Consider the following 22,052-nt stretch of genomic DNA (forward strand, 5'->3'; position numbering starts at 1 on the left):
GCCGGGCGGCGGGAACGGGGGCAGGCGCACTTCTCCGGACGGGACGGGACGGGGACAGCCGGGGCCGGTGTACGGCTTATCCGGCCGCGGGCTCACGGGGCCACGGACTCACGGGCTCACCCCGCCACCGGGCCACCGGCCCGCCGAGGCCGCCGGGCCACCGGGCCACCGGGCCACCGGCATCAGCCGAGTTCGTGCATCCAGCCGTGCTCGTCGGCCGCCGCGCCGGTCTGGATGGCCAGCAGCTTCTCCCGGAGCTTCATCGTCAGCTCGCCGGGCTCGCCACCGCTCTGGAGCCACTCCCCGGAGGCGGACTTGACCCGGCCGACCGGCGTGATCACCGCCGCCGTACCGCAGGCGAAGACCTCGGTCAGGGTGCCGTTCTCGGTATCGCGCCGCCACTGCTCGGTGGAGATCCGGCCCTCCTCGGACTCGTACCCCAGATCGCGGGCCAGGGTGAGCAGCGAGTCGCGGGTGATCCCGGCCAGCAGCGACCCGGTCAGCTCGGGCGTGACGATCTTGTCCCCGTACACGAAGTACAGGTTCATGCCGCCCATCTCCTCGACCCAGCGGTGCTCCAGCGCATCCAGCCAGACGACCTGGTCGCAGCCCTCCTCGGCGGCCTCGGCCTGGGCGAGCAGGGACGCCGCGTAGTTGCCGCCGGTCTTGGCGAAGCCCATGCCGCCGGGAACGGCGCGGACGTAGTTCTCCGAGAGCCAGACCGAGACCGGCACGACGCCGCCGGTGAAGTACGGCCCGGCCGGGCAGGCGATGACGATGAAGAGGTACTCGTTGGCCGGGCGGACCCCCAGCCCGTTCTCGGCCGCGATCATGAACGGCCGGAGGTAGAGGGAGGCCTCGCCGCCGTGCTCCGGAACCCAGTCCTTGTCCTGCTGGACCAGGGCGTCACAGGCCTCGATGAAGGTCTCGACCGGTAGCTCCGGCATCGCGAGCCGGCGGGCCGAGACCTGGAAACGCTCGGCGTTGGCCTGCGGGCGGAAGGTGGCGACGGAGCCGTCGGGACGGCGGTACGCCTTGAGGCCCTCGAAGATCTCCTGCGCGTAGTGCAGGGTCATATTGGCCGGGTCGATGGAGAGCGGGGCATACGGCGTGAGCTGGGCGTCGTGCCAGCCGCGGCCCTCGGTCCACCTGATCGTCACCATATGGTCGGTGAAGTGGCGGCCGAACCCCGGGTTCGCCATGATCGCCTCCCGCTCGGCCGCGGACAGCCGGTTAGCGGAGGGCTTCAGCTCGATCGTCGTCATGAGTGCAGTTCCTTCACCGTTGATGGGCGGACCGCACACGCTCACCCCGGCGCCCGCATACGGTGTTCATACGGTGCTAGGACGTCCGAGCATTCCCGTGGACCACGGCCCGGTTCGATTATCGCCCCCGGGGGCGGTGACCCGAAACGGGTGGTACGGGGTGAAGGCGCGGTCCGGCTGCTATGGGTCTGTTGGTGGAGGCACCCGGAGGCCGCACGGAAGAAGCCGCCGGGCGCTGTGTGCGACCCGGCGGCTTCGTGAGCTTCGTCGGGTCAGTCCGCTACGCGTACCGCGAGCGCGTCGCCGATCTCGTCCGTCGTGCGGAAGCTTCCGTCGCGGTCGGCCAGGTCGGCGGAGACGGCCTCCTCGATGCGGACGGCCTCGGCGTCGAAGCCGAGGTGGCGCAGGAGGAGGGCGACGGAGAGGATCGTCGCCGTCGGGTCGGCCTTGCCGGTCCCCGCGATATCGGGGGCGGAGCCGTGGACGGGTTCGAACATCGACGGGAAGGCGCCCGTCGGGTTGATGTTGCCGGAGGCCGCCAAGCCGATTCCGCCGGTGACGGCGGCGGCGAGGTCGGTGAGGATGTCACCGAAGAGGTTGTCGGTGACGATGACGTCGAAGCGCTCCGGCTGGGTGACGAAGAAGATCGTCGCCGCGTCGACGTGCAGATAGTCGGTGGTGACCTCGGGGTACTCCTGGCCCACCCGGTCGAAGATGTTCTTCCACAGATGACCCGCGTAGACGAGGACGTTGTTCTTGTGGACCAGCGTCAGCTTCTTGCGGGGGCGGGCGTTGGCGCGCTCGTAGGCGTCCCGGACGACGCGCTCGACACCGTACGCCGTGTTCAGGCTGACCTCGGTGGCGACCTCGGCGGGCGTACCGGTGCGCAGGGAGCCGCCGTTGCCCGTGTACGGGCCCTCGGTGCCCTCGCGGACCACCACGAAGTCGATCTCGGGACGGCCGGCCAGCGGCGTCGCCGTGTTCGGGAAGAGCTTCGACGGCCGCAGGTTGACGTAGTGGTCGAAGGCGAACCGCAGCTTCAGCAGCAGACCTCGCTCCAGGACGCCCGAGGGCACGGAGGGGTCGCCGATGGCACCGAGCAGAATCGCGTCGTGCCCCTTGAGGGCCTCCAGCTCCGCGTCCGGGAGGGTCTCCCCGGTGCGGTGCCAGCGCTGGGCGCCGAGATCGTACTCGGTGGTCTCCAGCTTGACGTCCTGCGGGAGGACGGAGGTCAGGACCTTCAGTCCCTGGGCGACGACTTCCTTGCCGATGCCGTCGCCGGGGATGACTGCGATGTTGAGGCTGCGGGGCATGAAGGGCACCCTACTCGCCATCCCACCCCATGACACGGGCTGTCCACCTGCTGGACAGGGCCCGCTTCCCGGACGGTTGACGGCGGGCAGGGGGCACTGCCGGGAGTCAGTGCCCCGTGGAACCGCCGTTGTCGCGCCGGTCGAGCGCGCGCTGGAGGGCGGCGGCGGCGTTGCGGCGGTCGGACTCGGTGGTACGGGGGTGGCGGACGCGGACGCGGCGAACGGTCTCAGCGGACATGGTGACCGACTCCTGGGAATCACGGGGCTGTCGAGAGGGCGCCGGGTGGGGGCGGGGGCGTGCCGCGCAGGGATCGCCTGCGGAAGGGGCACGGGCCCGGACCGCCCATCGCTGGTTCCAGCGGGACGTTCGGCTTCTACAAAGTTAAGCCAGCGACGCGCTTCTGTCTCCACAAGTAGTCGGACTTCCTACTATCTGAGACGGAGATCATGGAAACCGCAGGTCATGGCGGGGTGCGGCGGAGCCCCGGGCTCACTCGAAGGTGTGAATACGGGGCTACGGCCGGAGGGGTACGGGGCCGGAGGGCGGTCGGGCCCGAAGGGCTGCGGCTCGGCGGCGGTACGGCTCGCCCTGGGAGCGGAGAGCGCGCCGAAGCCGTAAGCCTTGGCCGCGGTCTCGCCGAGGGCGGCCGGCCACACGGCCGCGACAGGGCACCGGCCCGACACCCGGCGCCCGGCGCAGGTACTCAATCTCCGATCTGAGTATCCACCCCATGACGGAAATCCGGCCATCGGAGAACAGTGGGCGCCATGAACGGCCTCTACGCTCTCAAGCCCTGGTACGCGTCCCGGCTCGCCGGGGTCCGCGGCGTACTGGTCCGGCGCGGGGTGTCCCCCGACGCCCTCACGGCCGCCGGTGCCGGCTGCGCCGCCGGTGCCGCCGCGGCCCTCGCCCTGCTGCCCGCCCCGCTGGCCGCGCTGCCGGTCGCGGTCCTGCTCGCGGCCCGGCTGGCCTGCGCCAACCTCGACGGTGCCGTCGCCCGGGACACCGGCAGGACCGGCCCGCGCGGCGCGCTCCACAACGAGTTGGGCGACCGGGCGGCGGATCTGCTGGTGCTGGCCGGGTTTCTGACACTCGCCCCGCTCTGGCTGGTGGCCGCCGCCGGGCTCGCCGCGACCCTCCCTTCGTGGGTGTCGCTGGCGGGCGCGGCGGCCGGAGCCCCGCGGCTCAACGGCGGTCCAGTCGGCAAGACGGAACGCTGTCTGCTGGTGGTCGTGGCGGCGGCATCCGGCTGGGCCGTACCGGTTCTGGCGGTACTGGCCGCGGGCTCGGCGCTGACCGCGCTGCTGCGGCTGGCCCGGCTCCGGAAGGAACTGGCCCGATGAGCGGGGCACTGGTGGCGGGCGAGACCCTCGGACGGGCGATCCCCCTGGTCGCGGGGGCGCTGGGGGCGAGCGGACTGGCGGTGGCCGCGCTGCCCGCCCGGATCCGGATGCGTACCGAACTGCGCCGCCGCTGGCGGACCTGGGCGATCGCGGCACCGGTCTATCTGGGGGCGCTGTTCCTCGGCGCGGGCGGGGCGTTCGCGCTGGCGGCCGGGCTGGGGGTGATCGCGGTGGCCGAATACGTACGCCTCGCGGGGCTGTCCCGGGCCGATCAGGCGGTGCTGACGGCCGCCGCGGTGGTGCTGCCGGGGCTGGCGTGGCAGGCGCCGTCGGCTCTGGACGCGCGGACCGGCGGGGTGCTGCTGCTCGCGGCTGCGCTGCCGTCCGTGTTGTCGGGTGACGGTACGTCGGGTTTCACCCGGGCCGCCGGGACCGCCTTCGGCCTGCTGTGGATCCCGCTGGCGCTAACCGGTCTGGTGACGCTCGGGGAGACCGCGGTCGCGGTGGGTCTGGCGGTGGCGCTGGGGGATGTCGGCGCCTGGTGCGGCGGTACGGCGCTGGGGCGGCGCGGCCCGGCGGCCCGTCCGCTGTCGCCGCTCTCCCCGAACAAGACCTGGGCCGGGGTGGCCGGTGCCGCGATCGCGACCGGGGCGGTGCTGCTCGCGGTCGGGGCGTTCTCCCCGGCTCTGTGGGCGGCGGTGCTGGCCGGCTGCGTCCTGGGCGATCTGCTGGAGTCGATGGTCAAACGGGAGGCGGGCGTCAAGGACGCGGGCGACTGGCTGCCCGGCTTCGGCGGTCTGCTGGACCGGATCGACTCCCTGCTGCCCGCCCTGCTGCTGGCCGCGGTGGTGACGGCATGACGGGCGCGGGGCCGCCCTGCGGAGGCGGCGGTCTCCCCGGGACGGGCCCGGGTGCGGGCTCCGGCACGGGCGCGGCACCGGACTCCGGACCGGGCTCGGACCCGCGGTGCCCGGACTCCGGCACGGACGCGGCACCGGGCCTTGGCACGGGCTCGGACTCCGGACCGGGCACGGACTCCGGCAGGCACCCGGACCCGGGCCCGCACCCGGGTGCCTGCGCAGCCCCCGGCCGCGACCCCGGCCCCGGCCCCGGGCCCGCGTCCGACCCCCCGGCGCCCTCCACCGGCAACCGTGCGCCGTCGCGGTCCCGTACCGCCGCCGCCCTGCGGCGCGCCCTGTGGTGGTACGTCCTCCAGCTCACCGGCGGTGTCGAACGCCGCGGACGGCTGCCGCGCGGCGGCTGCGTCGTCGTCGCCAACCACAGCTCCCACGCCGATACGGCGGCCCTGCTCGCCGCGCTCGACGCCCGGCACACTCCCGCGATCGCCGCGGCGGCCGACTACTGGTTCGCCTCGCCGTGGCGGCGCCGGATCTGCCGCAGGCTGGCGGCCGGCTTCCCGGTGCGCCGGACCGGCGGGGGCATGGGCGATCTGCTCGCGATGACCGGTGAACTGCGGTCCGGACGGGCGGTGGTGCTCTTCCCGGAGGGCACCCGCGGCGACGGCGTGCCCGGCTCGTTCCACCGGGGCGCACTGGTACTGGCCTCGGAAGCGGGGGTTCCGGTGGTACCGGTGGGGATCACGGGCACGGACCGGCTGCTGCCCAAGCACGGCAGGCTGCGCCCTCATCCGGTACGGGTACGGATCGGCGCTCCGCTGCACCCCTCGGTCGGCCCGGACCGGGCCCGCGCCGAGGTGACCGCGCTGCACGGTCCGGGCCGGGCGGCGGATGCGGACCCGCCCAAGGGCCGGGCGGCGACGGTCGCCGCCTCCCGCTGGGGACCGCCGCTGGCGCTGCTGGTGTCCCTGATCGCGGCGGCCCGCGGCTGACCCCCGACAGAAAGAGCAACCAACTGGTTGCACTATCTCCGACGAAGTGCAACCATGAGGTAGCACGTTAGTTTTCAGGGAGCCGGAGCAGGAGGCACGACCATGAGTGAGAACACCACCGCGGCCCGGGAGCGGGACCGTATCGAGAAGGAGATCGACATCGCGGCGCCGCCGGAGCGGGTCTGGGCGGTGCTCACCGAACCCGAGCATGTCGGCGCCTGGTTCGGACACGGGGAGCCGGCCCCGGTGGATCTGCGCCCCGGGGGCACGATGCTCCTGGACCACGGCGCCGACGGAAAGTTCCCGACCACCATCGTCACGGTGGAGCCGCCGCGCAGGTTCGCCTACCGCTGGGCGTCCGCGTACCCCGGTGAGCAGACCGACGAGGGCAATTCGACCCTCGTCGAGTTCACCCTCACCCCGGTCGGCGAGGGCACCCGGCTGCGGGTCGTCGAGACCGGCTTCGCCGGTCTGCGGATCACCGAGGAGCGCCGTGCCGCAGCCTTGTACGAGAGCCATGTGAACGGCTGGGCGGACCAGCTGGCCAACATCAGGAAGTACGCCGAGACCGGGGAGACGGACGGTGTGGACGGGGGCGCCGGAACGGACGGGTGAGAATCAGCGTATGACAACTGGCACCGGCACCCCGGGCGGCGGGCACCCGCCCCCGGGGGCCGTCCCACCGGATCCCGCGGCGGCGGACGCCGTGTCCGCATCCATGTCGGAGGTGCTGTCCGCGCTGGCGGACCCGATGCGCCGCCGGATACTGGACTCCCTCGCCGGCCACGGCAGCGCGACCGCCACGGTCCTCGCCGCCGAACTGCCCGTCAGCCGCCAGGCGATCGTCAAGCACCTCGGCATCCTCGACCGCGCCGGTCTGGTCGGCGCCCGCCGCGCCGGCCGGGAGACCCGTTTCACGGTCCGCCCGGAGCGGCTGACGGCGGCGGCCCGCTGGATGACCCGGGTGGCGTCCGACTGGGACTCCCGTCTCGACGCGATCAAACGCCTCGCGGAGACCCCGGGAACGGACTGACCGGGCTCCGCCCGGCCCGTCGGGGGGCGGGCCGGGCGGATCGGCCGAGCCGCGGCTCTTCCAGCGGCCCATGCGAAACCGAGCCGCCGAGTCGATCGCGGCTTCGTCCCGGACGATCGAATACATCACCCGGGGTCCAGCCCGAGGCGGGCCCGCACCTCGACATGCGGGACCGGCGCCGTACCGCCGGACCTCAGGCGCTCCCGATGGAGCGCCAGGGCCGGAGCATCCTCCGGATCCGCCAACTCCTGCGGGTTGATCAGCACGGCTGCGGGCTGCCCGTGATCGGTGACCGTACGCTGCCGCCCATCGTCGGGAAGGGGAAATGGAAACCGCCCCCGGACCGGCGTGGGGGCCGGTTCGGGGGCGGTGTCTGAGGGGGTGACCCTCCGGGCCGGGGCCCTGGGCGGGTCAGCCCATGTGCGGGTAGCCGTACTCGGTCGGCGCCACCAGCGTCTCCTTGATGGCGCGGGTCAGCGTCCAGCGCATCAGGTTCTGCGGCGCGCCCGCCTTGTCGTTGGTGCCCGAGGCACGGCCGCCGCCGAAGGGCTGCTGGCCGACGACGGCACCGGTCGACTTGTCGTTGATGTAGAAGTTGCCCGCGGCGTACCGCAGCTTCTCCATCGTGTGCGCGGCGGCGGCGCGGTCGTTCGCGATGACCGAGCCGGTCAGGGCGTACGCGGACACCGACTCCATCTGGTCCAGCATCGCGTCGTAGCCCTCGGGCGACTCGTCCTCGTAGACGTACACCGCGAGGATCGGGCCGAAGTACTCGTCCGTGAAGACCTCGTTGCCCGGGTCGGTGCAGAGGATCACGGTCGGGCGGACGAAGTAGCCGACCGAGTCGTCGTATGTGCCGCCCGCGACGATCTCGCAGGTCGGGTCGGCCTTGGCCCGGTCGATCGCGGCCTTGTTCTTCGCGAAGGCACGGTCGTCGATCACGGCGCCGACGAAGTGCGACAGGTCGGTGACATCGCCCATGGCGATCCCGTCGACCTCGGCCGCGAACTCCTCCTTGAAGCCGGAGTTCCAGATCGACGCCGGGAGGTAGGCGCGGGAGGTGGCCGAACACTTCTGGCCCTGGAACTCGAAGGCCCCACGGGTCAGCGCGGTCTTCAGCACCGCACGGTCGGCGCTCGGGTGGGCGACGACGAAGTCCTTGCCGCCCGTCTCGCCGACGATCCGGGGGTAGGAGCGGTACTTCTCGATGTTGCCGCCGACCGTCTTCCACAGGTGCTGGAAGGTGCGGGTCGAGCCGGTGAAGTGGATACCGGCCAGCGCGGGGTGGTTGAGGGCGACCTCGGAGACGGCGATTCCGTCACCGGTGACCAGGTTGATGACGCCCTTCGGCAGCCCGGCCTCCTCCAGGAGCTGCATCAGCAGCACGGCGGAGTGGGTCTGGGTCGGGGACGGCTTCCAGACCACCACATTGCCCATCAGGGCGGGTGCGGTGGGCAGGTTGCCCGCGATGGCGGTGAAGTTGAAGGGCGTGATCGCGTAGACGAAGCCCTCCAGCGGACGGTGGTCCAGCCGGTTCCAGACGCCCGGGGAGTTCGCCGGGGGCTGCTCGGCGAGCAGGTCGCGGGCGTAGGCGACATTGAACCGCCAGAAGTCGACCAGCTCGCACGGCGTGTCGATCTCGGCCTGCTGGGCGGTCTTGGACTGGCCCAGCATGGTGGAGGCGGCCAGCGTCTCGCGCCAGGGGCCGGCCAGCAGCTCGGCCGCGCGCAGGATGATCGCGGCACGGTCGTCGAAGGACATCGCGCGCCAGGCCGGAGCGGCGGCCAGGGCGGCGTCGACCGCGTCCCGGGCGTCCTGCTCGGTGGCCCCGGCGAAGGTGCCGATGACGGCCCGGTGGTTGTGCGGCTGCACGACGTCGACCCGCTCGCCGCCGCCCATCCGGCGCTCACCGCCGATGGTCATCGGCAGCTCGACGGGGTTCTCGGCCAGCTCCTTGAGCTTCGCCTCCAGGCGGGCGCGCTCCGGGCTGCCGGGCGCGTAGGAGTGGACCGGCTCGTTGACCGGTGCGGGGACCTGGGTGACAGCGTCCATGAGTGCCGACTCTCCTTCGTTCGTGACGTGCGTGTTCGGGGGCCGGGTCAGCCGCGGGTGGCGAGGGAGCGCAGGAAGAACGCCAGGTTGGCGGGGCGCTCGGCGAGACGGCGCATGAAGTAGCCGTACCAGTCGGTGCCGTACGCGATGTACACGCGCATCCGGTGGCCCTCGGCCGCCAGCCGGGCCTGCTCGGCCTCGCGGATGCCGTAGAGCATCTGGAACTCGTAGTCGTCGAGCTTGCGGCCGGCCCGGCGGGCCAGCTCCTGGGTGATGGAGATGATGCGCGGGTCGTGCGACCCGATCATCGGGTATCCCTCGCCCTCCATCAGGATCCGCAGGCAGCGGATGTACGCCTTGTCGACCTCGGCCTTGTTCTGGTAGGCGACGGACGCGGGCTCCTTGTAGGCGCCCTTCACCAGCCGGACCCGGGAACCGGCCTCGGCGAGCATCCGGCAGTCGTCCTCGGTGCGGAAGAGGTACGACTGGACGACGGCGCCCGTACGGGGGAAACGCTCGCGCAGCTCGGCGTGGATCGCCAGGGTCGAGTCGACGGTGGTGTGGTCCTCCATGTCGAGGGTGACCGTGGTGCCGATCTCGGCGGCGGCCTCGACGACCGGGGTGACGTTCTTCAGCGCCAGCTCGTGGCCGCCGGGCAGCGCCTGGCCGAAGGAGGACAGCTTCACCGACATCTCGGCGCGCTCACCGAGGCCGAGCGGCTTGAGGGCCTCGATCAGCTCCAGATAGGCGTCGCGGGCGCGCAGCGCCTCCGACGCGTCGGTGATGTCCTCACCGAGGACGTCGAGGGTGACCTCCAGACCGCGGGCGGCCGCGTCCCGGACGACCGGAACCGTCTCGTCCACGGTCTCGCCGGCGATGAAACGGTTCACCACAGGCTTGGTGACCGGAGCGGCCGAGATGACACGGCGCATCTTGTCGCTGCGCGACGCGGCGAGGATCACGGGACCCAGCACGGGGACCTCCACGGAGATGTACGAGCAGGCCGTGCCGGACCGCGGGGAAACCGGTCCGGAACGGCACGAAGAACCACCGTGAAATCTAAGGATCGCTCCGATCCTCGGCCATCGACACCTGTCACGCATCCGTGGCCGGGATCTCAGACACTTGTCTGAAGGAAGATGGGAGACGTGCCAGAATGTCCGAGTGAAGGGTGATTATCAGGACCTCGTCGACGAGATCTCGGCGCTGCTGGCGGCCCCGGCGACGCTGGAGAACCGCGATTTCGGGCTGATCGCCTTCGGCGCCCACGACAGCGACAGCGCGTTCGACGAGTCGCAGCTCGACCCGGTGCGCACCCGGTCGATCCTCACCCGCCGCTCCACCCCGGCGGTCCGCGCCTGGTTCGAGGGCTTCGGCATCACCCGGGCGACCGGCCCGGTCCGGATCCCGGCCGCCCCGGACGCGGGCGTCTACCGCGACCGGCTCTGCCTTCCCGTACGCCATCGGGGTGTCGTCCTCGGCTATGTCTGGCTGCTGGACACCGTCCCGGGGCCCACGGACCAGCAGCTCGCGGCGGCGATGGAGGTGGCGGGCCGGATCGGCACCCTGCTCGCCGACGAGGAGCGGGCCGACACCGATACGGCGCGCGAACTGCGGGCGGCGCTGACGGCCGAACGGGGCTGGCAGTACGACATGGCGGTGGCGGCGCTGCGGACGGCGCTGGGCGGGCCCGACCGGGGGACGGACGGTCCGCACGCGGTGGTGTGCGTGGCGCCGTGGACCGCGCCGGACACCCCGTCGGCCAGGTCGCTGCCCGGCGTCGCCGCCCTCTGCACGCTGAGCGTCCCCTGGGCGCCGGAGGCCGCCCCCGCCACCCGTACGGCGGAGCCCACGGCGCCGTCCGCCCCCTCGTCGCGGGTTCTGGCGGCGCTGGTACGGCTGCGCTCCGCGGACACCACCGGACCCGCGCTGGCCGTGGCGGAACAGCTCGTCGGCGGCCGCGGCGGGCCCGCCGCGGGGGTCGCGGCCCCGCGCACCGGGCTCGTACAGCTGAACACCGCCTGGTACGAGGCCGGTGCCGCGGCGCGGGCCGCGCACGCCGATCCGGGGGCGCCGCGGATCACCGAGTGGCGGGCCATCGGCCCGTACCGCCTGCTGACGGCGCTGGCGGACGGACCGGCCGCCGACGATCCCGCGGTCCGGCCCCTGCTGAGCCCGGCCCACCGGGAACTGGCCAGGACGGCCGAGGTATTCCTCGACTGCGCGGGCCAGGCGAGCCGGACGGCCGCCGCACTCGGCATCCACCGCCAGACGCTCTACTACCGGCTGTCACGGGTGGAGCAGCTCACCGGTCTGGACCTGGCGGACGGGGAGCACCGGCTGCTGCTGCACATGGTGCTGAAGACGGCACGGCTGTAAGCCCCGGACCGGCGCTTCCCTGACCGGCACGCGTCCGGCGCGTCTCCGAGCGGCGCTTCCCCGGTAGGCGGCCGGCGGCCCTCGCCGGCGGCGCCCTGCTGCTCGCGGGGGCGCCGCTCGCCCTCGTACTCCTGCGCGGGGACCGGTCCGCGACCCCGACCGGCCCGGCGGCGCCTGACCGCTGAAGCCGGGATACGGAAACGTCCCCGGGTCCGGCTCCTCGGAGGGAGCGGGGCCCGGGGACGTGCGGACGGGGTGGCGTTCGTAGCCTTCGCTGCCTACGCCGCGTTTCGGCCGGCGGTCAGTCGGCGAGGTTCACCGAGCGCGCCGAGACCGCGCCGATCTCCTCCGCGATCTCCGCGACGACCGGCTGCGGCACGGTGTCGTCGACCGTGAGCACGACCAGCGCCTCGCCGCCCTCCTCGGCCCGCGACACCTGCATCCCGGCGATGTTCAGCCCGGCCTCGCCCAGGATCCGGCCGACGGTGCCGACGACACCCGGACGGTCCTCGTACCGCAGGACCAGCATGTGGTCGGCGAGCGCCAGATCCACGTCGTGGTCACCGATGGCGACGATCTTCTGGACGTTCTTCGGGCCGGCCAGCGTGCCGGAGACCGCGATCTCCTCGCCGCCCGACAGCGTGCCCCGGACGGTGACCACATTGCGGTGGTCCGGGGACTCCGAGCTGGTGGTCAGCCGGACCTCGACCCCGCGCTCCTGCGCGAACAGCGGCGCGTTGACGTACGAGACGGTCTCGTCCACGACGTCCTCGAACACGCCCTTCAGCGCGGACAGCTCCAGCACCTTGACGTCGTGCTGGGTGATCTCGCCGTACACCTCGACATCGAGCCGGACCGCGACCTCGCCCGCCAGCGCGGTGAAGATCCGGCCGAGGCGCTCGGCCAGCGGCAGCCCCGGCTTCACATCCTGGGCGATCACACCGCCCTGGACGTTGACCGCGTCCGGGACCAGCTCACCGGCGAGCGCCAGGCGCACCGAACGGGCCACGGCGATACCGGCCTTCTCCTGTGCCTCGTCCGTGGACGCGCCCAGGTGCGGGGTGCAGACGACCTGGTCGAACTGGAACAGCGGGGAGTCCGTGCACGGCTCCTTCGCATAGACGTCCAGACCGGCGCCGGCGACCCGGCCCTCCTTCAGCGCCGAGGCCAGCGCCTCCTCGTCGACGATCCCGCCGCGCGCGGCGTTGACGATCCGGACCGTCGGCTTGACCTTGTGCAGCGCCTCGTCGCCGATCAGCCCGAGGGTCTCCGGCGTCTTCGGCAGATGGACCGTGATGAAGTCGGCGACCTCGAGAAGCTCGTCCAGGGTGAGCAGCTTGACACCCATCTGGGCGGCGCGGGCGGGCTGTACATAGGGGTCGTACGCGACGATCTTCATCCCGAACGCGGACATCCGCTGGGCCACCAGCACACCGATCCGGCCGAGCCCGACGACACCGAGGGTCTTCTCCGCCAGCTCCACGCCCGTGTACTTGGAGCGCTTCCACTCGCCGTTCTTCAGGGCGGTGTTGGCCTGCGGGATATTGCGGGCGGTGGCGACCAGCAGACCGCAGGCCAGCTCGGCGGCGGTGACGATGTTCGAGGTGGGGGCGTTCACCACCATGACACCGGCCTTGGTGGCGGCGGAGACGTCCACATTGTCCAGACCGACGCCGGCCCGGGCGACCACCCTCAGCTTCTTCGCGGCGGCGATGGCCTCGGCGTCGACCTTGGTCGCCGAGCGGACCAGGATCGCGTCCACATCGGCGATCGCGGGCAGCAGCTCCGCGCGGTCGGCGCCGTTGCAGTGACGGATCTCGAAGTCCGGACCGAGCGCGTCCACGGTGGCGGGCGACAGCTCTTCGGCGATGAGTACGACGGGTTTACGGGCAAGCTCAGCGCTCACGTGAGTCCTCACAAGTCCAAGGGGTCCCGCCCGTGCCTGAGGGCCACGGCGGGAGACGGCCGTCCCGACGGCCGCAGGCGGTGGAGGGGCTAGCCGCGTGGAAGACGCACGACACTGTGGGCCTGACGCGTGTTGTTGAGAAGTGTAGTGGTGACCGGCACGGAGTCTTGTGCCTTCTCGGCAGGATCACCCGTCCGAGGCTGGACGAAGTGGTCAACGCGGCCGAAGGGCCGTTCCCGGCACCGCCGGAGCCACGGATTCCGTACCGCCGGAACGAGGGTTCCGACCACGGCGGACCCGGGTCCCGGGCCCCGCGGACTCCGGTGCGGACACGGCGAAGGCCCCCGTTCCGGCCACCGCGGGCTTCGCTGCGCGCAACGGCGAGGGGCCGGGACACCGCGCTTCCGCGCCGCGTCCCGGCCCCTCGCACCGGGCTCAGGCCTCGTCGTTGTCGACCCAGCTCATGAGCTTGCGCAGCTCCTTGCCGGTGGACTCCAGCAGGTGGTTCTCGTCCTGCGTCTTGTACTCGTTGTACTTCTTCAGACCACCGTGGTACTCGTCCATCCAGTTCTTGGCGAAGGTGCCGTCCTGGATCTCGGCGAGGACCTTCTTCATCTCGGCCTTGGTCTGGTCGGTGATGATCCGCGGACCGGTGACGTAGTCGCCCCACTCGGCGGTCTCGGAGACCGACCAGCGCATCTTCTCCAGGCCGCCCTCGTACATCAGGTCGACGATGAGCTTCAGCTCGTGGAGGCACTCGAAGTAGGCGATCTCCGGCTGGTAACCGGCCTCGACGAGGGTCTCGAAGCCCGCCTTGACCAGCGCCGCGGTACCGCCGCAGAGCACGGCCTGCTCGCCGAAGAGGTCGGTCTCCGTCTCCTCGGTGAAGGTGGTCTTGATGACGCCGGCCCGGGTGCCGCCGATGCCCTTGGCGTACGACAGCGCCAGCTCGAAGGCCTTGCCGGAGGCGTCCTGCTCGACCGCCGCGATACACGGAACGCCGCGGCCCTCCTCGTACTGACGGCGCACCAGGTGGCCCGGGCCCTTGGGGGCGACCATGGCGACGTCGACCCCGGCCGGGGGCTTGATGAAGCCGAAGCGGATGTTCAGGCCGTGGCCGAAGAAGAGGGCGTCGCCGTCCTTGAGGTTCGGGGCGATCGACTCCTCGTAGACCTGGGCCTGGATGGGGTCCGGAACCAGGATCATGATGACGTCGGCCTCGGCGGCGGCCTCGGCGGGCGTCACGACGCGCAGACCCTGCTCCTCGGCCTTGACCTTGGACTTGGAGCCCTCGTGCAGACCGACTCGGACGTCGACGCCCGAGTCACGGAGCGACAGCGCGTGGGCGTGGCCCTGGCTGCCGTAGCCGATGACCGCGACCTTGCGGTTCTGGATGATGGAGAGGTCGGCATCGTCGTCGTAGAACAGCTCGGCCACTGGAATGTCTCCTTGAGTGCTGATGGTGCGTCCCACCGTACGGCGGGGAGGGGAAGGTGCGGTGGGGGGTCTCGCGATACGGGCGCGGACCCCGGGTGCTATGGCCGGGGGCGCGGGCCCCCGGCCGGATCGGACCGGGCGTCGGGCCGTCAGGCCGTACGGTCCAGGGCGCGCAGGGACCGGTCGGTGATGGACCGGGCGCCACGCCCTATGGCGATCGTGCCGGACTGGACCAGTTCCTTGATGCCGTACGGCTCCAGCATCCGGAGCATGGCCTCCAGTTTATCGCTGGACCCGGTGGCCTCGATGGTCACGGCCTCGGGTGCGACGTCCACGGTTTTGGCGCGGAACAACTGGACGATCTCGGTGATCTGGGAGCGGGTCTCGTTGTCGGCCCTGACCTTCACCAGGACCAGTTCGCGCTGGATCGCGGCGCTGGGTTCCAGCTCGACGATCTTCAACACGTTGACGAGCTTGTTGAGCTGCTTGGTGACCTGCTCCAGGGGGAGGTCCTCGACACCCACCACGATGGTGATGCGGGAGATGTCGGGGTGCTCCGTGACGCCGACGGCAAGGGAGTCGATATTGAAGCCGCGGCGGGAGAAGAGGGCGGCGATCCGGGCGAGGATGCCCGGGGTGTTCTCCACCAGGACGGAGAGCGTGTGCTTGGTTGACATGGGTGGGTCTTCCGTCTCTCTCTGGTCGCTCAGTCGTCTTCGCCGTCGCCGAAGTCGGGGCGGACCCCGCGGGCGGCCATGACCTCGTCGTTGGAGGTGCCGGCGGCCACCATCGGCCAGACCATGGCGTCCTCGTGGACGATGAAGTCGATCACCACGGGCCGGTCGTTGACCGCGTTGGCCTCGGCGATGACCTTGTCCAGGTCCTCGGGGGATTCACAGCGCAGGGCGTAGCAGCCCATCGCCTCGGACAGTTTGACGAAGTCCGGGACGCGGGTGCCCGCGCTCGGACCGCCGGGGGCGGCGTCGGGGCCCGAGTGCAGCACGGTGTTGGAGTAGCGCTGGTTGTAGAAGAGGGTCTGCCACTGGCGGACCATCCCGAGGGCGCCGTTGTTGATGATGGCGACCTTGATGGGGATGTTGTTCAGCGCGCAGGTGGTGAGTTCCTGGTTGGTCATCTGGAAGCAGCCGTCGCCGTCGATGGCCCAGACCGTGCGGTCGGGGGCGCCCGCCTTGGCGCCCATGGCGGCGGGGACCGCGTAGCCCATCGTTCCGGCGCCGCCGGAGTTCAGCCAGGTGGCGGGCTGCTCGTAGTTGATGAAGTGGGCGGCCCACATCTGGTGCTGGCCGACTCCGGCCGCGTAGATGGTGTCCGCGGGGGCGAGCTGCCCGATGCGCTGGATGACCTGCTGCGGGGAGAGGCTGCCGTCCCCGGGCTGGTCGTAGCCGAGGGGGTAGGTGTCCCGCCAGCGGTTGAGGTCCTTCCACCAGGCGGTGTAGTCGCCGCGCCGGCCCTCGCTCTGCTCGGCCTGCACTGCCTGGACGAGATCGGCGATGACCTCGCGGGCGTCCCCGACGATCGGAACGTCGGCGGTGCGGTTCTTGCCGATCTCCGCCGGGTCGATATCGGCGTGGACGATCTTGGCGTACGGGGCGAAGCTGTCCAGCTTGCCGGTGACCCGGTCGTCGAAGCGGGCGCCGAGCGCGACGATCAGATCGGCCTTCTGGAGGGAGGTGACGGCGGTGACGGAGCCGTGCATCCCGGGCATGCCGACATGCAGCGGATGGCTGTCGGGGAAGGCGCCGAGGGCCATCAGGGTGGTGGTGACGGGGGCACCGGTCAGCTCCGCCAGGACCTTCAGCTCGGCGGTGGCACGGGCCTTGATGACTCCGCCGCCGACGTACAGCACCGGCCGCTTGGCCTCGGTGATCAGCTTCGCGGCCTCGCGGATCTGCTTGGCGTGCGGCTTGGTGACGGGCCGGTAGCCGGGCAGGTCCTGGGCGGGCGGCCAGGAGAAGGTGGTCCGTGCCTGGAGGGCGTCCTTGGCGATATCGACGAGGACTGGTCCGGGGCGGCCGGTGGAGGCGATGTGGAAGGCCTCCGCGATCGTCTTCGGGATGTCCTCGGCCTTGGTGACCAGGAAGTTGTGCTTGGTGATCGGCATGGTGATACCGACGATGTCCGCCTCCTGGAAGGCGTCCGTACCGATCGCGTGGGAGGCGACCTGGCCGGTGATCGCGACCAGCGGGACGGAGTCCATATGCGCGTCGGCGATCGGGGTGACCAGATTGGTGGCGCCCGGGCCCGAGGTGGCCATGCAGACCCCGACCTTCCCGGTCGCCTGGGCGTATCCGGTGGCGGCATGGCCCGCGCCCTGCTCGTGCCGGACCAGGACGTGGCGCACCTTGGTGGAGTCCATCATCGGGTCGTAGGCCGGGAGGATGGCTCCGCCGGGGATACCGAAGACGGTGTCGGCCCCCACTTCTTCAAGAGAGCGGATGAGGGACTGCGCGCCTGTGACGTGCTCGACCGCGACGGTCGGCTGTCCGCCCGTACGGGCGCGCGGCTGGGGATGGGGGGCCCCGGTGGCCTGCTCGGTCATCGGCATTCTCTTCTCGAAGCGGAGGATTCGCTGAAGGGTGCTGCGGGGTGCTGCGGAGTACTGCTGGTGAGGCGGTGGTGCGGAGTGTCTCGGGGTACTGAGGTGTCTCGGGGTGGTGCCGGGTATCGGGGGTGTTTTGCTCGGCCTTCTGCCGCTTGGCTCCGGTTCGCCGCCCGGTGCTTGTGCAACAAAAAACCCCTCGTGCCGTGAGGCAAGCGAGGGGAGCGCGTCGGGAGGTGTCCACGGGTTCTGGTGGAGAACCCGCTCAGCCGACGCGCTGTCCAAGTACGAGAATTCGGGTGCGCATGGCACTGACCCTCTCCCCGACGCGCTGCCACTGTCAAGCCGGTGGGACGCGCGTCTCATTATGTGAGCCGTTGCGCATGCGGAACGAGCCACCTCCCGCACCCCCCGTCAGCACCGGCAGAGCGGCCCCGCCCGGCACCGGGCAGTCCTCCCTGACCAGGGCACGGCGCAGCCGGTACTCGTCCAGAGCGCCGGAGAAAGCCGCGCCCTGGCCATGGGTGCAGCCCATCGCCCGCAGGGCGAGCACCTGCTCCGGCAGGTCCACCCCCTCGGCGACGGACTCCATCCCGAGATCGCCGGCGATTCTCAGCAACCCGCCGGTGATCTTGTGCAGCCGGGAGGACTCCACGATCCCGTCGACCAGGCCGCGGTCCAGTTTGAGGATGTCCACCGGGAGCCGGCGCAGGGCGTCGATCGCGCCGTGGCCGCTGCCGAAGCCGTCCAGGGCGATCCGGACGCCGATTCTGCGCAGTGCCATCAGCCGCTGCTCCAGTTCGTCGAAGGAGGACCGGGAGTCCTGGCGGAGCCGGGGGTCGGGGTCGGACAGTTCGACGATCAGCGCCCGGGACGGCAGACCGTGCCGGGCCAGCATCCGCTCGATACCGCCGGGAGGCAGGGAGCGGTCCAGGAGGCGGCGGCTGGAGACCCGGACCGTCACCGGGGTGTGGTGGCCGAGTCTGCCCCGCTCCGCGGCTTGGGCGACGGACTCCTCCAGCAGCCAGCGGCCCAGCTCGTCGGCGCGGTCGGCGTCGCCGGAGACCCGCAGGAATTCGCCGGGGGTGAAGAGGATGCCGTGGGCCGAGCGCCAGCGGGCCTGGGCGGCGACCGATTCGATCCGGCCACTGGCCAGGCTCACCACGGGCTGGTGGAGCAGGGCGAACTCGCCCTCGTGGAGGGCGGTCCGCAGCCGGGCGGCGAGTTCGGTGCGGCGGACGACTTCGGCCTGCATCTGGGGGGCGTACAGCTCGACCCGGTCCTTGCCGCCCGCCTTGGCCCGGTACATGGCGAGGTCGGCGTTGCGCATCAGATCGGAGGGGCCGATACCGGGTTCGGCGAAAGCCACCCCGATGGAGGCGGCGACCCGGACGTCCTGGCCGTCGATGCGGTACGGCTGGGAGAGCGTGAGGCGCAGCCGTTCGGCGATCTCCAGGACCTGGGCCTCCCGGGAGGCGGGGTCGCGGGCGCCGTCGCCCAGGATGAGGGCGGCGAACTCGTCGCCGCCGAGCCGGGCGGCGGTGTCCCCGGAGCGCACGGACTCGGCCAGCCGGTTCGCGGCGCCGATCAGCAGTTCGTCGCCCGCCTGGTGGCCGAGCCGGTCGTTGACGCCCTTGAATCCGTCGAGATCGATGAAGAGCACCGCGGTGCCCGCATCACCGGAGCGGCGGCCGCCGATGCCCCGGCGGACCCGCTCCGTGAACAGCGCCCGGTTGGGCAGATCGGTCAGCGGATCGTGCTCGGCGCTGTGCTGCAGCTGGGCCTGGAGTCTGACCCGCTCGGTGACGTCCCGGCAGTTGAAGATCAGTCCGCCTTGGTGGCGGTTGACGGTGGATTCGACATGGAGCCATTCGCCGCCGCCGGAGCGGAAGCGGCACTCGATGCGCATCGTCGGCTCGTCCGCCGGGGAGGCGGCGAGGAAGCGCCGCACCTCGTGGACGACCCGGCCGAGGTCCTGGGGGTGGAGCAGACAGGCCAGCTCGGAGCCGATCAGCTCCTCGGCGTCGCGCCCGTAGACACCGGATGCGGCGGGGCTGACGTACCGCAGCACCCCGGAGGGCGCGGCAATCATGATGACGTCGCTGGACCCCTGGACGAGGGAGCGGAAGTGGTTCTCCTTCTGGGCCAGCTCGGTCGTGAGGGAGACATTGTCGACGAGCATGATCCCCTGCCGTACCACCAGGGCGAGGACGACCGTGCAGGCGGTGATGACCACGACCCGGTCGACCCGGCGCTCCTCGACGACGTGGTAGAGGATCCCCAGCGTGCACACGGCGGCGGCCAGATAAGGCGTCAGCGCGGACAGGGAGCCCGCGACCGGCCGGGTCGACTGGAGCGGGCCGCGCGGCGGGCGCGGCGGCTCCGCCGGTCTGCGCACGCCCCAGGGCGCGTAGGCGAGCAGCAGCGAACCGGCGAACCATCCGGCGTCCAGCAGCTGGCCCGAGCGGTAGGTCTCCCGGAGCAGCGGTGAGGTGAACAGCGCGTCGGAGACGACGGTCAGGGCGAAGGCGGCGACGGCGGTGTTGACCGCGGAGCGGTTTCCGCCGGAGCGCCGGAAGTGCAGGGCCAGGACCATGCTGACGAGGACGATGTCCAGCATCGGATAGGCGAGCGCGAGCGCGGCGGGTGCCACGCTCTGCCCCTGGACATGTGCCGTGTGGGCGAGGGCCAGGCTCCAGGAGATGGTGAGCAGGGAGCCGCCGATGAGCCAGGCGTCGAGGGCGAGACAGAACCAGCCGGCCCGGGTGACCGGCCGTTTGGCCAGGACGAGCAGGCCGACGATCGCGGGCGGCGCGAAGCAGAGGAAGAACACATCGGCGGCGGACGGGCTGGGCACCGGCCGGTCCAGGACCACCTCGTACCAGCCCCAGACGGCGTTTCCGATCGCGGCCATGAGGGAGGAGAGCGCGAAGAGCAGCCAGGCCGGGCGGAGCCGGGACGGCAGCCGGCGGGCGTAGCAGAAGCAGGAGACCGCGGCGACCAGCGCCGCGGCGCTGAGCCCGAAGTCGCCCATGAACAGGGCCAGTTCCCGGGAGCCCCAGCCGAGGACCGCGCCGACCGCGTATCCCGCGCAGACGACGGCGAGGAGGAGGGGGGCGGCGACACCGCCCGCGGCGGGGCCCGTCCGGGGGGCCGCCACCGCCTCCCCGGCGGTCACCGGCCCGCTCCCGGGACCGGCACCGGCACCACGGCCGGAAGCGGAAGCGGACCCGCAACCGGAAGCGGGGTCCGGGTCGGTTCGCTTGCCGAAGGCCGTCGTCGGCGCCCTCGCCGTGCTGGATCCGTGGTCTGTCGCCATTGGCCGTACATCGCCCGTCGCCCCCCTCGAAATCCGTTCGGCAGTCGGGCCGTCACGCTGCACCACCCCATGCGGGTGCGGCCCCCAAGTCGGGACTTTACACCAGGATCGTCACTCAGGGACATAGTGCCTCTACTCTCAGTGACCGCATATGGGGATGAGGACGCGCGGGGCGATCGGATGACTTCGCAGTGTTTCCGGCTGTGACGTCAAGTACGGCGGGGGCGGGCCGGATGGGGGTGGCGGGTTCTCATCGGCCGCCGCTGTCCCCGGCCGGGGGCCGGGGACGGCGGCGGGGCGCCGGTGCGGAGAATTCGGAGATTCTGAGCGAGCTGGGAGGGCTTCGGAGAATTTGGAGGGTTACGGGGAGTTTCAGAGGGTGAGGACGACGTTGTCGAGGGGTTCTCCGGCCGCGAACCGGGTCAGTTGGGCGGCCAGCAGCCTCTTGGCCCGTGGCAGGAACGCCGAGGTGGAGCCCCCGACATGCGGGCTGATCAGCACTCCCGGCGCCTGCCACAGCGGATGGCCCGGCGGCAGCGGCTCGGGGTCGGTGACGTCGAGTGCGGCGGTGAGCCGTCCGCTCCGCACTTCGGCCAGCAGGGCGTCGGTGTCGACCACCCGGCCGCGGGCGACGTTCACGAGCAGGGCGCCGTCCTTCATCCCGGCCAGGAAGGCGGCGTCCACCAGGCCCTTGGTCCGCTCGTTCAGCGGGGTCGAGAGGATCACCACATCGACGTGGGGCAGCAGGGCGGCCGCATCGGTGAACGGGCGCACCGGACCGCGCGCGGAGGTGCGGGCCGAGCGCGCAATGCGCAGGATCCGCGCGCATTCGAAGGGCGCGAGCCGGTCTTCGATCGCGGCGCCGATGGACCCGTATCCGATGATCATCACCGTGCGATCGGCGAGTGCCGGGTAGAAACCCGCCCGCCATTCATGGGCGTCCTGGCCCCGGACGAAGCCGGGGATATCCCGCAGGGACGCCAGGGTCAGGGCGAGCGCCAGCTCCGCCGTGGACGCCTCGTGCACCCCTCGGGCGTTGCAGAGGCGTACACCGGAAGGAAGGCTTCCGAGCCCCGGCTCGACATGGTCGGTCCCTGCGGAGAGTGTCTGGACCACCTGGACGGACGACATCTCGGGCATCGGGCGGACCGCGGCCTCCGTCCCGCTCAGATAGGGGACCGTGTAGAAGACGCAGTCGGCCGGGTCCGCCGGATAGTCCGGTGCACCGTCCCAGTGGCGGTAGACGAGGCCGGAGGACCCGGCGGGCGGCAGGCCGTCGATCTCGTCGGCAGGTATGGGCAGCCACACATCAGCAGTCATGGTCACGAGGTTAGGACGGGTCCGGCGGATCACGTCGGACCGCCCGCGGTCCGGACCGCGTGCCCGCCGCGGCCGGCCGCGGCGGCAGACCGGTCCGGTGCCCGGTGGTCTCCCGATGGTCATCCGGTGGTGTCCCGGTGGCCCTCCGGAGCGGTACGGGGCGCGCTGCCGGGGCCGGGATCCGGCCGCCGGGAGGCCGGTCCGGGACGGCGGGCGGTGAACCGGCAGGGGAGTTGGTTAGTTTGGTGGGCGTCCGGCGGCGGACGAGGGGAAGC

General features: G+C 71.8%; 17 protein-coding genes and 1 pseudogene. 6 read left to right on the plus strand and 12 right to left on the minus strand.

All coding sequences use genetic code 11. The features are described from left to right. Positions 1-182 precede the first annotated feature (182 nt). The 3 genes from ACIQ9E_RS03625 to ACIQ9E_RS03635 all read right to left on the minus strand — a co-directional run bounded on the left by ACIQ9E_RS03625 (position 183) and on the right by ACIQ9E_RS03635 (position 2,816). Complete coding sequence (locus tag ACIQ9E_RS03625; protein WP_403701414.1) at positions 183-1,265, minus strand: branched-chain amino acid aminotransferase; 1,083 nt, start codon at positions 1,263-1,265, stop codon at positions 183-185. Positions 1,266-1,537: 272 nt separating this feature from the next. Beyond that, positions 1,538-2,578, minus strand: a complete 1,041-nt coding sequence (locus tag ACIQ9E_RS03630; protein ID WP_403701416.1) for a 3-isopropylmalate dehydrogenase — start codon at positions 2,576-2,578, stop codon at positions 1,538-1,540. Positions 2,579-2,684: 106 nt separating this feature from the next. Continuing rightward, positions 2,685-2,816, minus strand: coding sequence for a hypothetical protein (locus ACIQ9E_RS03635; RefSeq protein ID WP_006346373.1), 132 nt, complete (start codon positions 2,814-2,816; stop codon positions 2,685-2,687). Positions 2,817-3,346: 530 nt separating this feature from the next. Between ACIQ9E_RS03635 and ACIQ9E_RS03640 the strand changes: the two genes are divergently transcribed. The 5 genes and pseudogenes from ACIQ9E_RS03640 (at position 3,347) to ACIQ9E_RS03660 (ending at position 6,804) form a co-directional block, all read left to right on the plus strand. Next, on the plus strand, positions 3,347-3,922 hold the full coding sequence (locus ACIQ9E_RS03640; RefSeq protein ID WP_403701419.1) for a phosphatidate cytidylyltransferase: 576 nt from the start codon (positions 3,347-3,349) through the stop codon (positions 3,920-3,922). Further along, positions 3,919-4,782, plus strand: coding sequence for a phosphatidate cytidylyltransferase (locus ACIQ9E_RS03645; RefSeq protein ID WP_403701422.1), 864 nt, complete (start codon positions 3,919-3,921; stop codon positions 4,780-4,782). The genes ACIQ9E_RS03640 and ACIQ9E_RS03645 overlap by 4 nt, the downstream gene beginning before the upstream one ends. 314 nt (positions 4,783-5,096) lie before the next feature. Then, positions 5,097-5,651, plus strand: a pseudogene (locus ACIQ9E_RS03650) (lysophospholipid acyltransferase family protein); the annotation flags it as partial. Between the two features lie 222 nt (positions 5,652-5,873). Beyond that, complete coding sequence (locus tag ACIQ9E_RS03655; protein WP_403701426.1) at positions 5,874-6,386, plus strand: SRPBCC family protein; 513 nt, start codon at positions 5,874-5,876, stop codon at positions 6,384-6,386. A 103-nt stretch (positions 6,387-6,489) separates the two neighbouring features. Further along, the gene (locus ACIQ9E_RS03660) at positions 6,490-6,804 is read left to right on the plus strand and encodes an ArsR/SmtB family transcription factor (RefSeq protein ID WP_403702862.1); all 315 of its coding nucleotides are present in this window, start codon (positions 6,490-6,492) and stop codon (positions 6,802-6,804) included. A 125-nt stretch (positions 6,805-6,929) separates the two neighbouring features. Here the strand turns inward: ACIQ9E_RS03660 and ACIQ9E_RS03665 are convergent, their stop codons facing one another. The 3 genes from ACIQ9E_RS03665 to ACIQ9E_RS03675 all read right to left on the minus strand — a co-directional run bounded on the left by ACIQ9E_RS03665 (position 6,930) and on the right by ACIQ9E_RS03675 (position 9,830). Next, positions 6,930-7,070: a prevent-host-death family protein gene (locus ACIQ9E_RS03665; RefSeq protein WP_403701429.1), complete on the minus strand. Its 141-nt coding sequence runs from the start codon at positions 7,068-7,070 to the stop codon at positions 6,930-6,932. Between the two features lie 145 nt (positions 7,071-7,215). After that, positions 7,216-8,856 carry an L-glutamate gamma-semialdehyde dehydrogenase gene (gene pruA / locus ACIQ9E_RS03670; protein WP_006346385.1) on the minus strand — a complete coding sequence of 547 codons (1,641 nt, stop codon included), beginning with the start codon at positions 8,854-8,856 and terminating at the stop codon, positions 7,216-7,218. A gap of 47 nt (positions 8,857-8,903) precedes the next feature. Further along, a complete protein-coding gene (locus ACIQ9E_RS03675; RefSeq protein ID WP_403701433.1) occupies positions 8,904-9,830 on the minus strand; it encodes a proline dehydrogenase family protein in 927 nt (308 codons plus the stop codon). Between the two features lie 190 nt (positions 9,831-10,020). On the opposite strand from ACIQ9E_RS03675, the gene ACIQ9E_RS03680 reads away from it, so the two are divergent. Beyond that, a complete protein-coding gene (locus ACIQ9E_RS03680) occupies positions 10,021-11,235 on the plus strand; it encodes a PucR family transcriptional regulator (RefSeq protein ID WP_403701435.1) in 1,215 nt (404 codons plus the stop codon). Positions 11,236-11,536: 301 nt separating this feature from the next. Here the strand turns inward: ACIQ9E_RS03680 and serA are convergent, their stop codons facing one another. The 6 genes from serA to ACIQ9E_RS03710 form a co-directional block, all read right to left on the minus strand. After that, positions 11,537-13,141 (minus strand): phosphoglycerate dehydrogenase, encoded by a 1,605-nt coding sequence (serA, locus tag ACIQ9E_RS03685; RefSeq protein WP_403701438.1) that lies wholly within the window; start codon positions 13,139-13,141, stop codon positions 11,537-11,539. Positions 13,142-13,576: 435 nt separating this feature from the next. Continuing rightward, a complete protein-coding gene (gene ilvC / locus ACIQ9E_RS03690; RefSeq protein ID WP_403701441.1) occupies positions 13,577-14,578 on the minus strand; it encodes a ketol-acid reductoisomerase in 1,002 nt (333 codons plus the stop codon). Between the two features lie 149 nt (positions 14,579-14,727). After that, on the minus strand, positions 14,728-15,255 hold the full coding sequence (gene ilvN / locus ACIQ9E_RS03695) for an acetolactate synthase small subunit (RefSeq protein ID WP_006346393.1): 528 nt from the start codon (positions 15,253-15,255) through the stop codon (positions 14,728-14,730). A gap of 29 nt (positions 15,256-15,284) precedes the next feature. Then, entirely contained in the window at positions 15,285-17,144 is a 1,860-nt protein-coding gene (locus ACIQ9E_RS03700; RefSeq protein WP_403701445.1) for an acetolactate synthase large subunit, read from the minus strand. Between the two features lie 334 nt (positions 17,145-17,478). Further along, positions 17,479-20,316, minus strand: coding sequence for a putative bifunctional diguanylate cyclase/phosphodiesterase (locus ACIQ9E_RS03705; RefSeq protein WP_403701448.1), 2,838 nt, complete (start codon positions 20,314-20,316; stop codon positions 17,479-17,481). A gap of 513 nt (positions 20,317-20,829) precedes the next feature. Then, entirely contained in the window at positions 20,830-21,777 is a 948-nt protein-coding gene (locus ACIQ9E_RS03710; protein WP_403701451.1) for a 2-hydroxyacid dehydrogenase, read from the minus strand. Positions 21,778-22,052 lie beyond the last annotated feature (275 nt).

Source organism: Streptomyces sp. NPDC094448 (assembly GCF_044763775.1).
Taxonomy (GTDB): Bacteria; Actinomycetota; Actinomycetes; order Streptomycetales; family Streptomycetaceae; genus Streptomyces.

Coding starts and splice junctions, on each gene's coding strand:
- ACIQ9E_RS03625 (WP_403701414.1), bottom strand. CDS start 1,265: ATGACGACGATCGAGCTGAAGCCCTCCGCTAACCGGCTGTCCGCGGCC.
- ACIQ9E_RS03630 (WP_403701416.1), bottom strand. CDS start 2,578: ATGCCCCGCAGCCTCAACATCGCAGTCATCCCCGGCGACGGCATCGGC.
- ACIQ9E_RS03635 (WP_006346373.1), bottom strand. CDS start 2,816: ATGTCCGCTGAGACCGTTCGCCGCGTCCGCGTCCGCCACCCCCGTACC.
- ACIQ9E_RS03640 (WP_403701419.1), top strand. CDS start 3,347: ATGAACGGCCTCTACGCTCTCAAGCCCTGGTACGCGTCCCGGCTCGCC.
- ACIQ9E_RS03645 (WP_403701422.1), top strand. CDS start 3,919: ATGAGCGGGGCACTGGTGGCGGGCGAGACCCTCGGACGGGCGATCCCC.
- ACIQ9E_RS03655 (WP_403701426.1), top strand. CDS start 5,874: ATGAGTGAGAACACCACCGCGGCCCGGGAGCGGGACCGTATCGAGAAG.
- ACIQ9E_RS03660 (WP_403702862.1), top strand. CDS start 6,490: ATGTCGGAGGTGCTGTCCGCGCTGGCGGACCCGATGCGCCGCCGGATA.
- pruA (WP_006346385.1), bottom strand. CDS start 8,856: ATGGACGCTGTCACCCAGGTCCCCGCACCGGTCAACGAGCCGGTCCAC.
- ilvN (WP_006346393.1), bottom strand. CDS start 15,255: ATGTCAACCAAGCACACGCTCTCCGTCCTGGTGGAGAACACCCCGGGC.
- ACIQ9E_RS03700 (WP_403701445.1), bottom strand. CDS start 17,144: ATGCCGATGACCGAGCAGGCCACCGGGGCCCCCCATCCCCAGCCGCGC.
- ACIQ9E_RS03710 (WP_403701451.1), bottom strand. CDS start 21,777: ATGACTGCTGATGTGTGGCTGCCCATACCTGCCGACGAGATCGACGGC.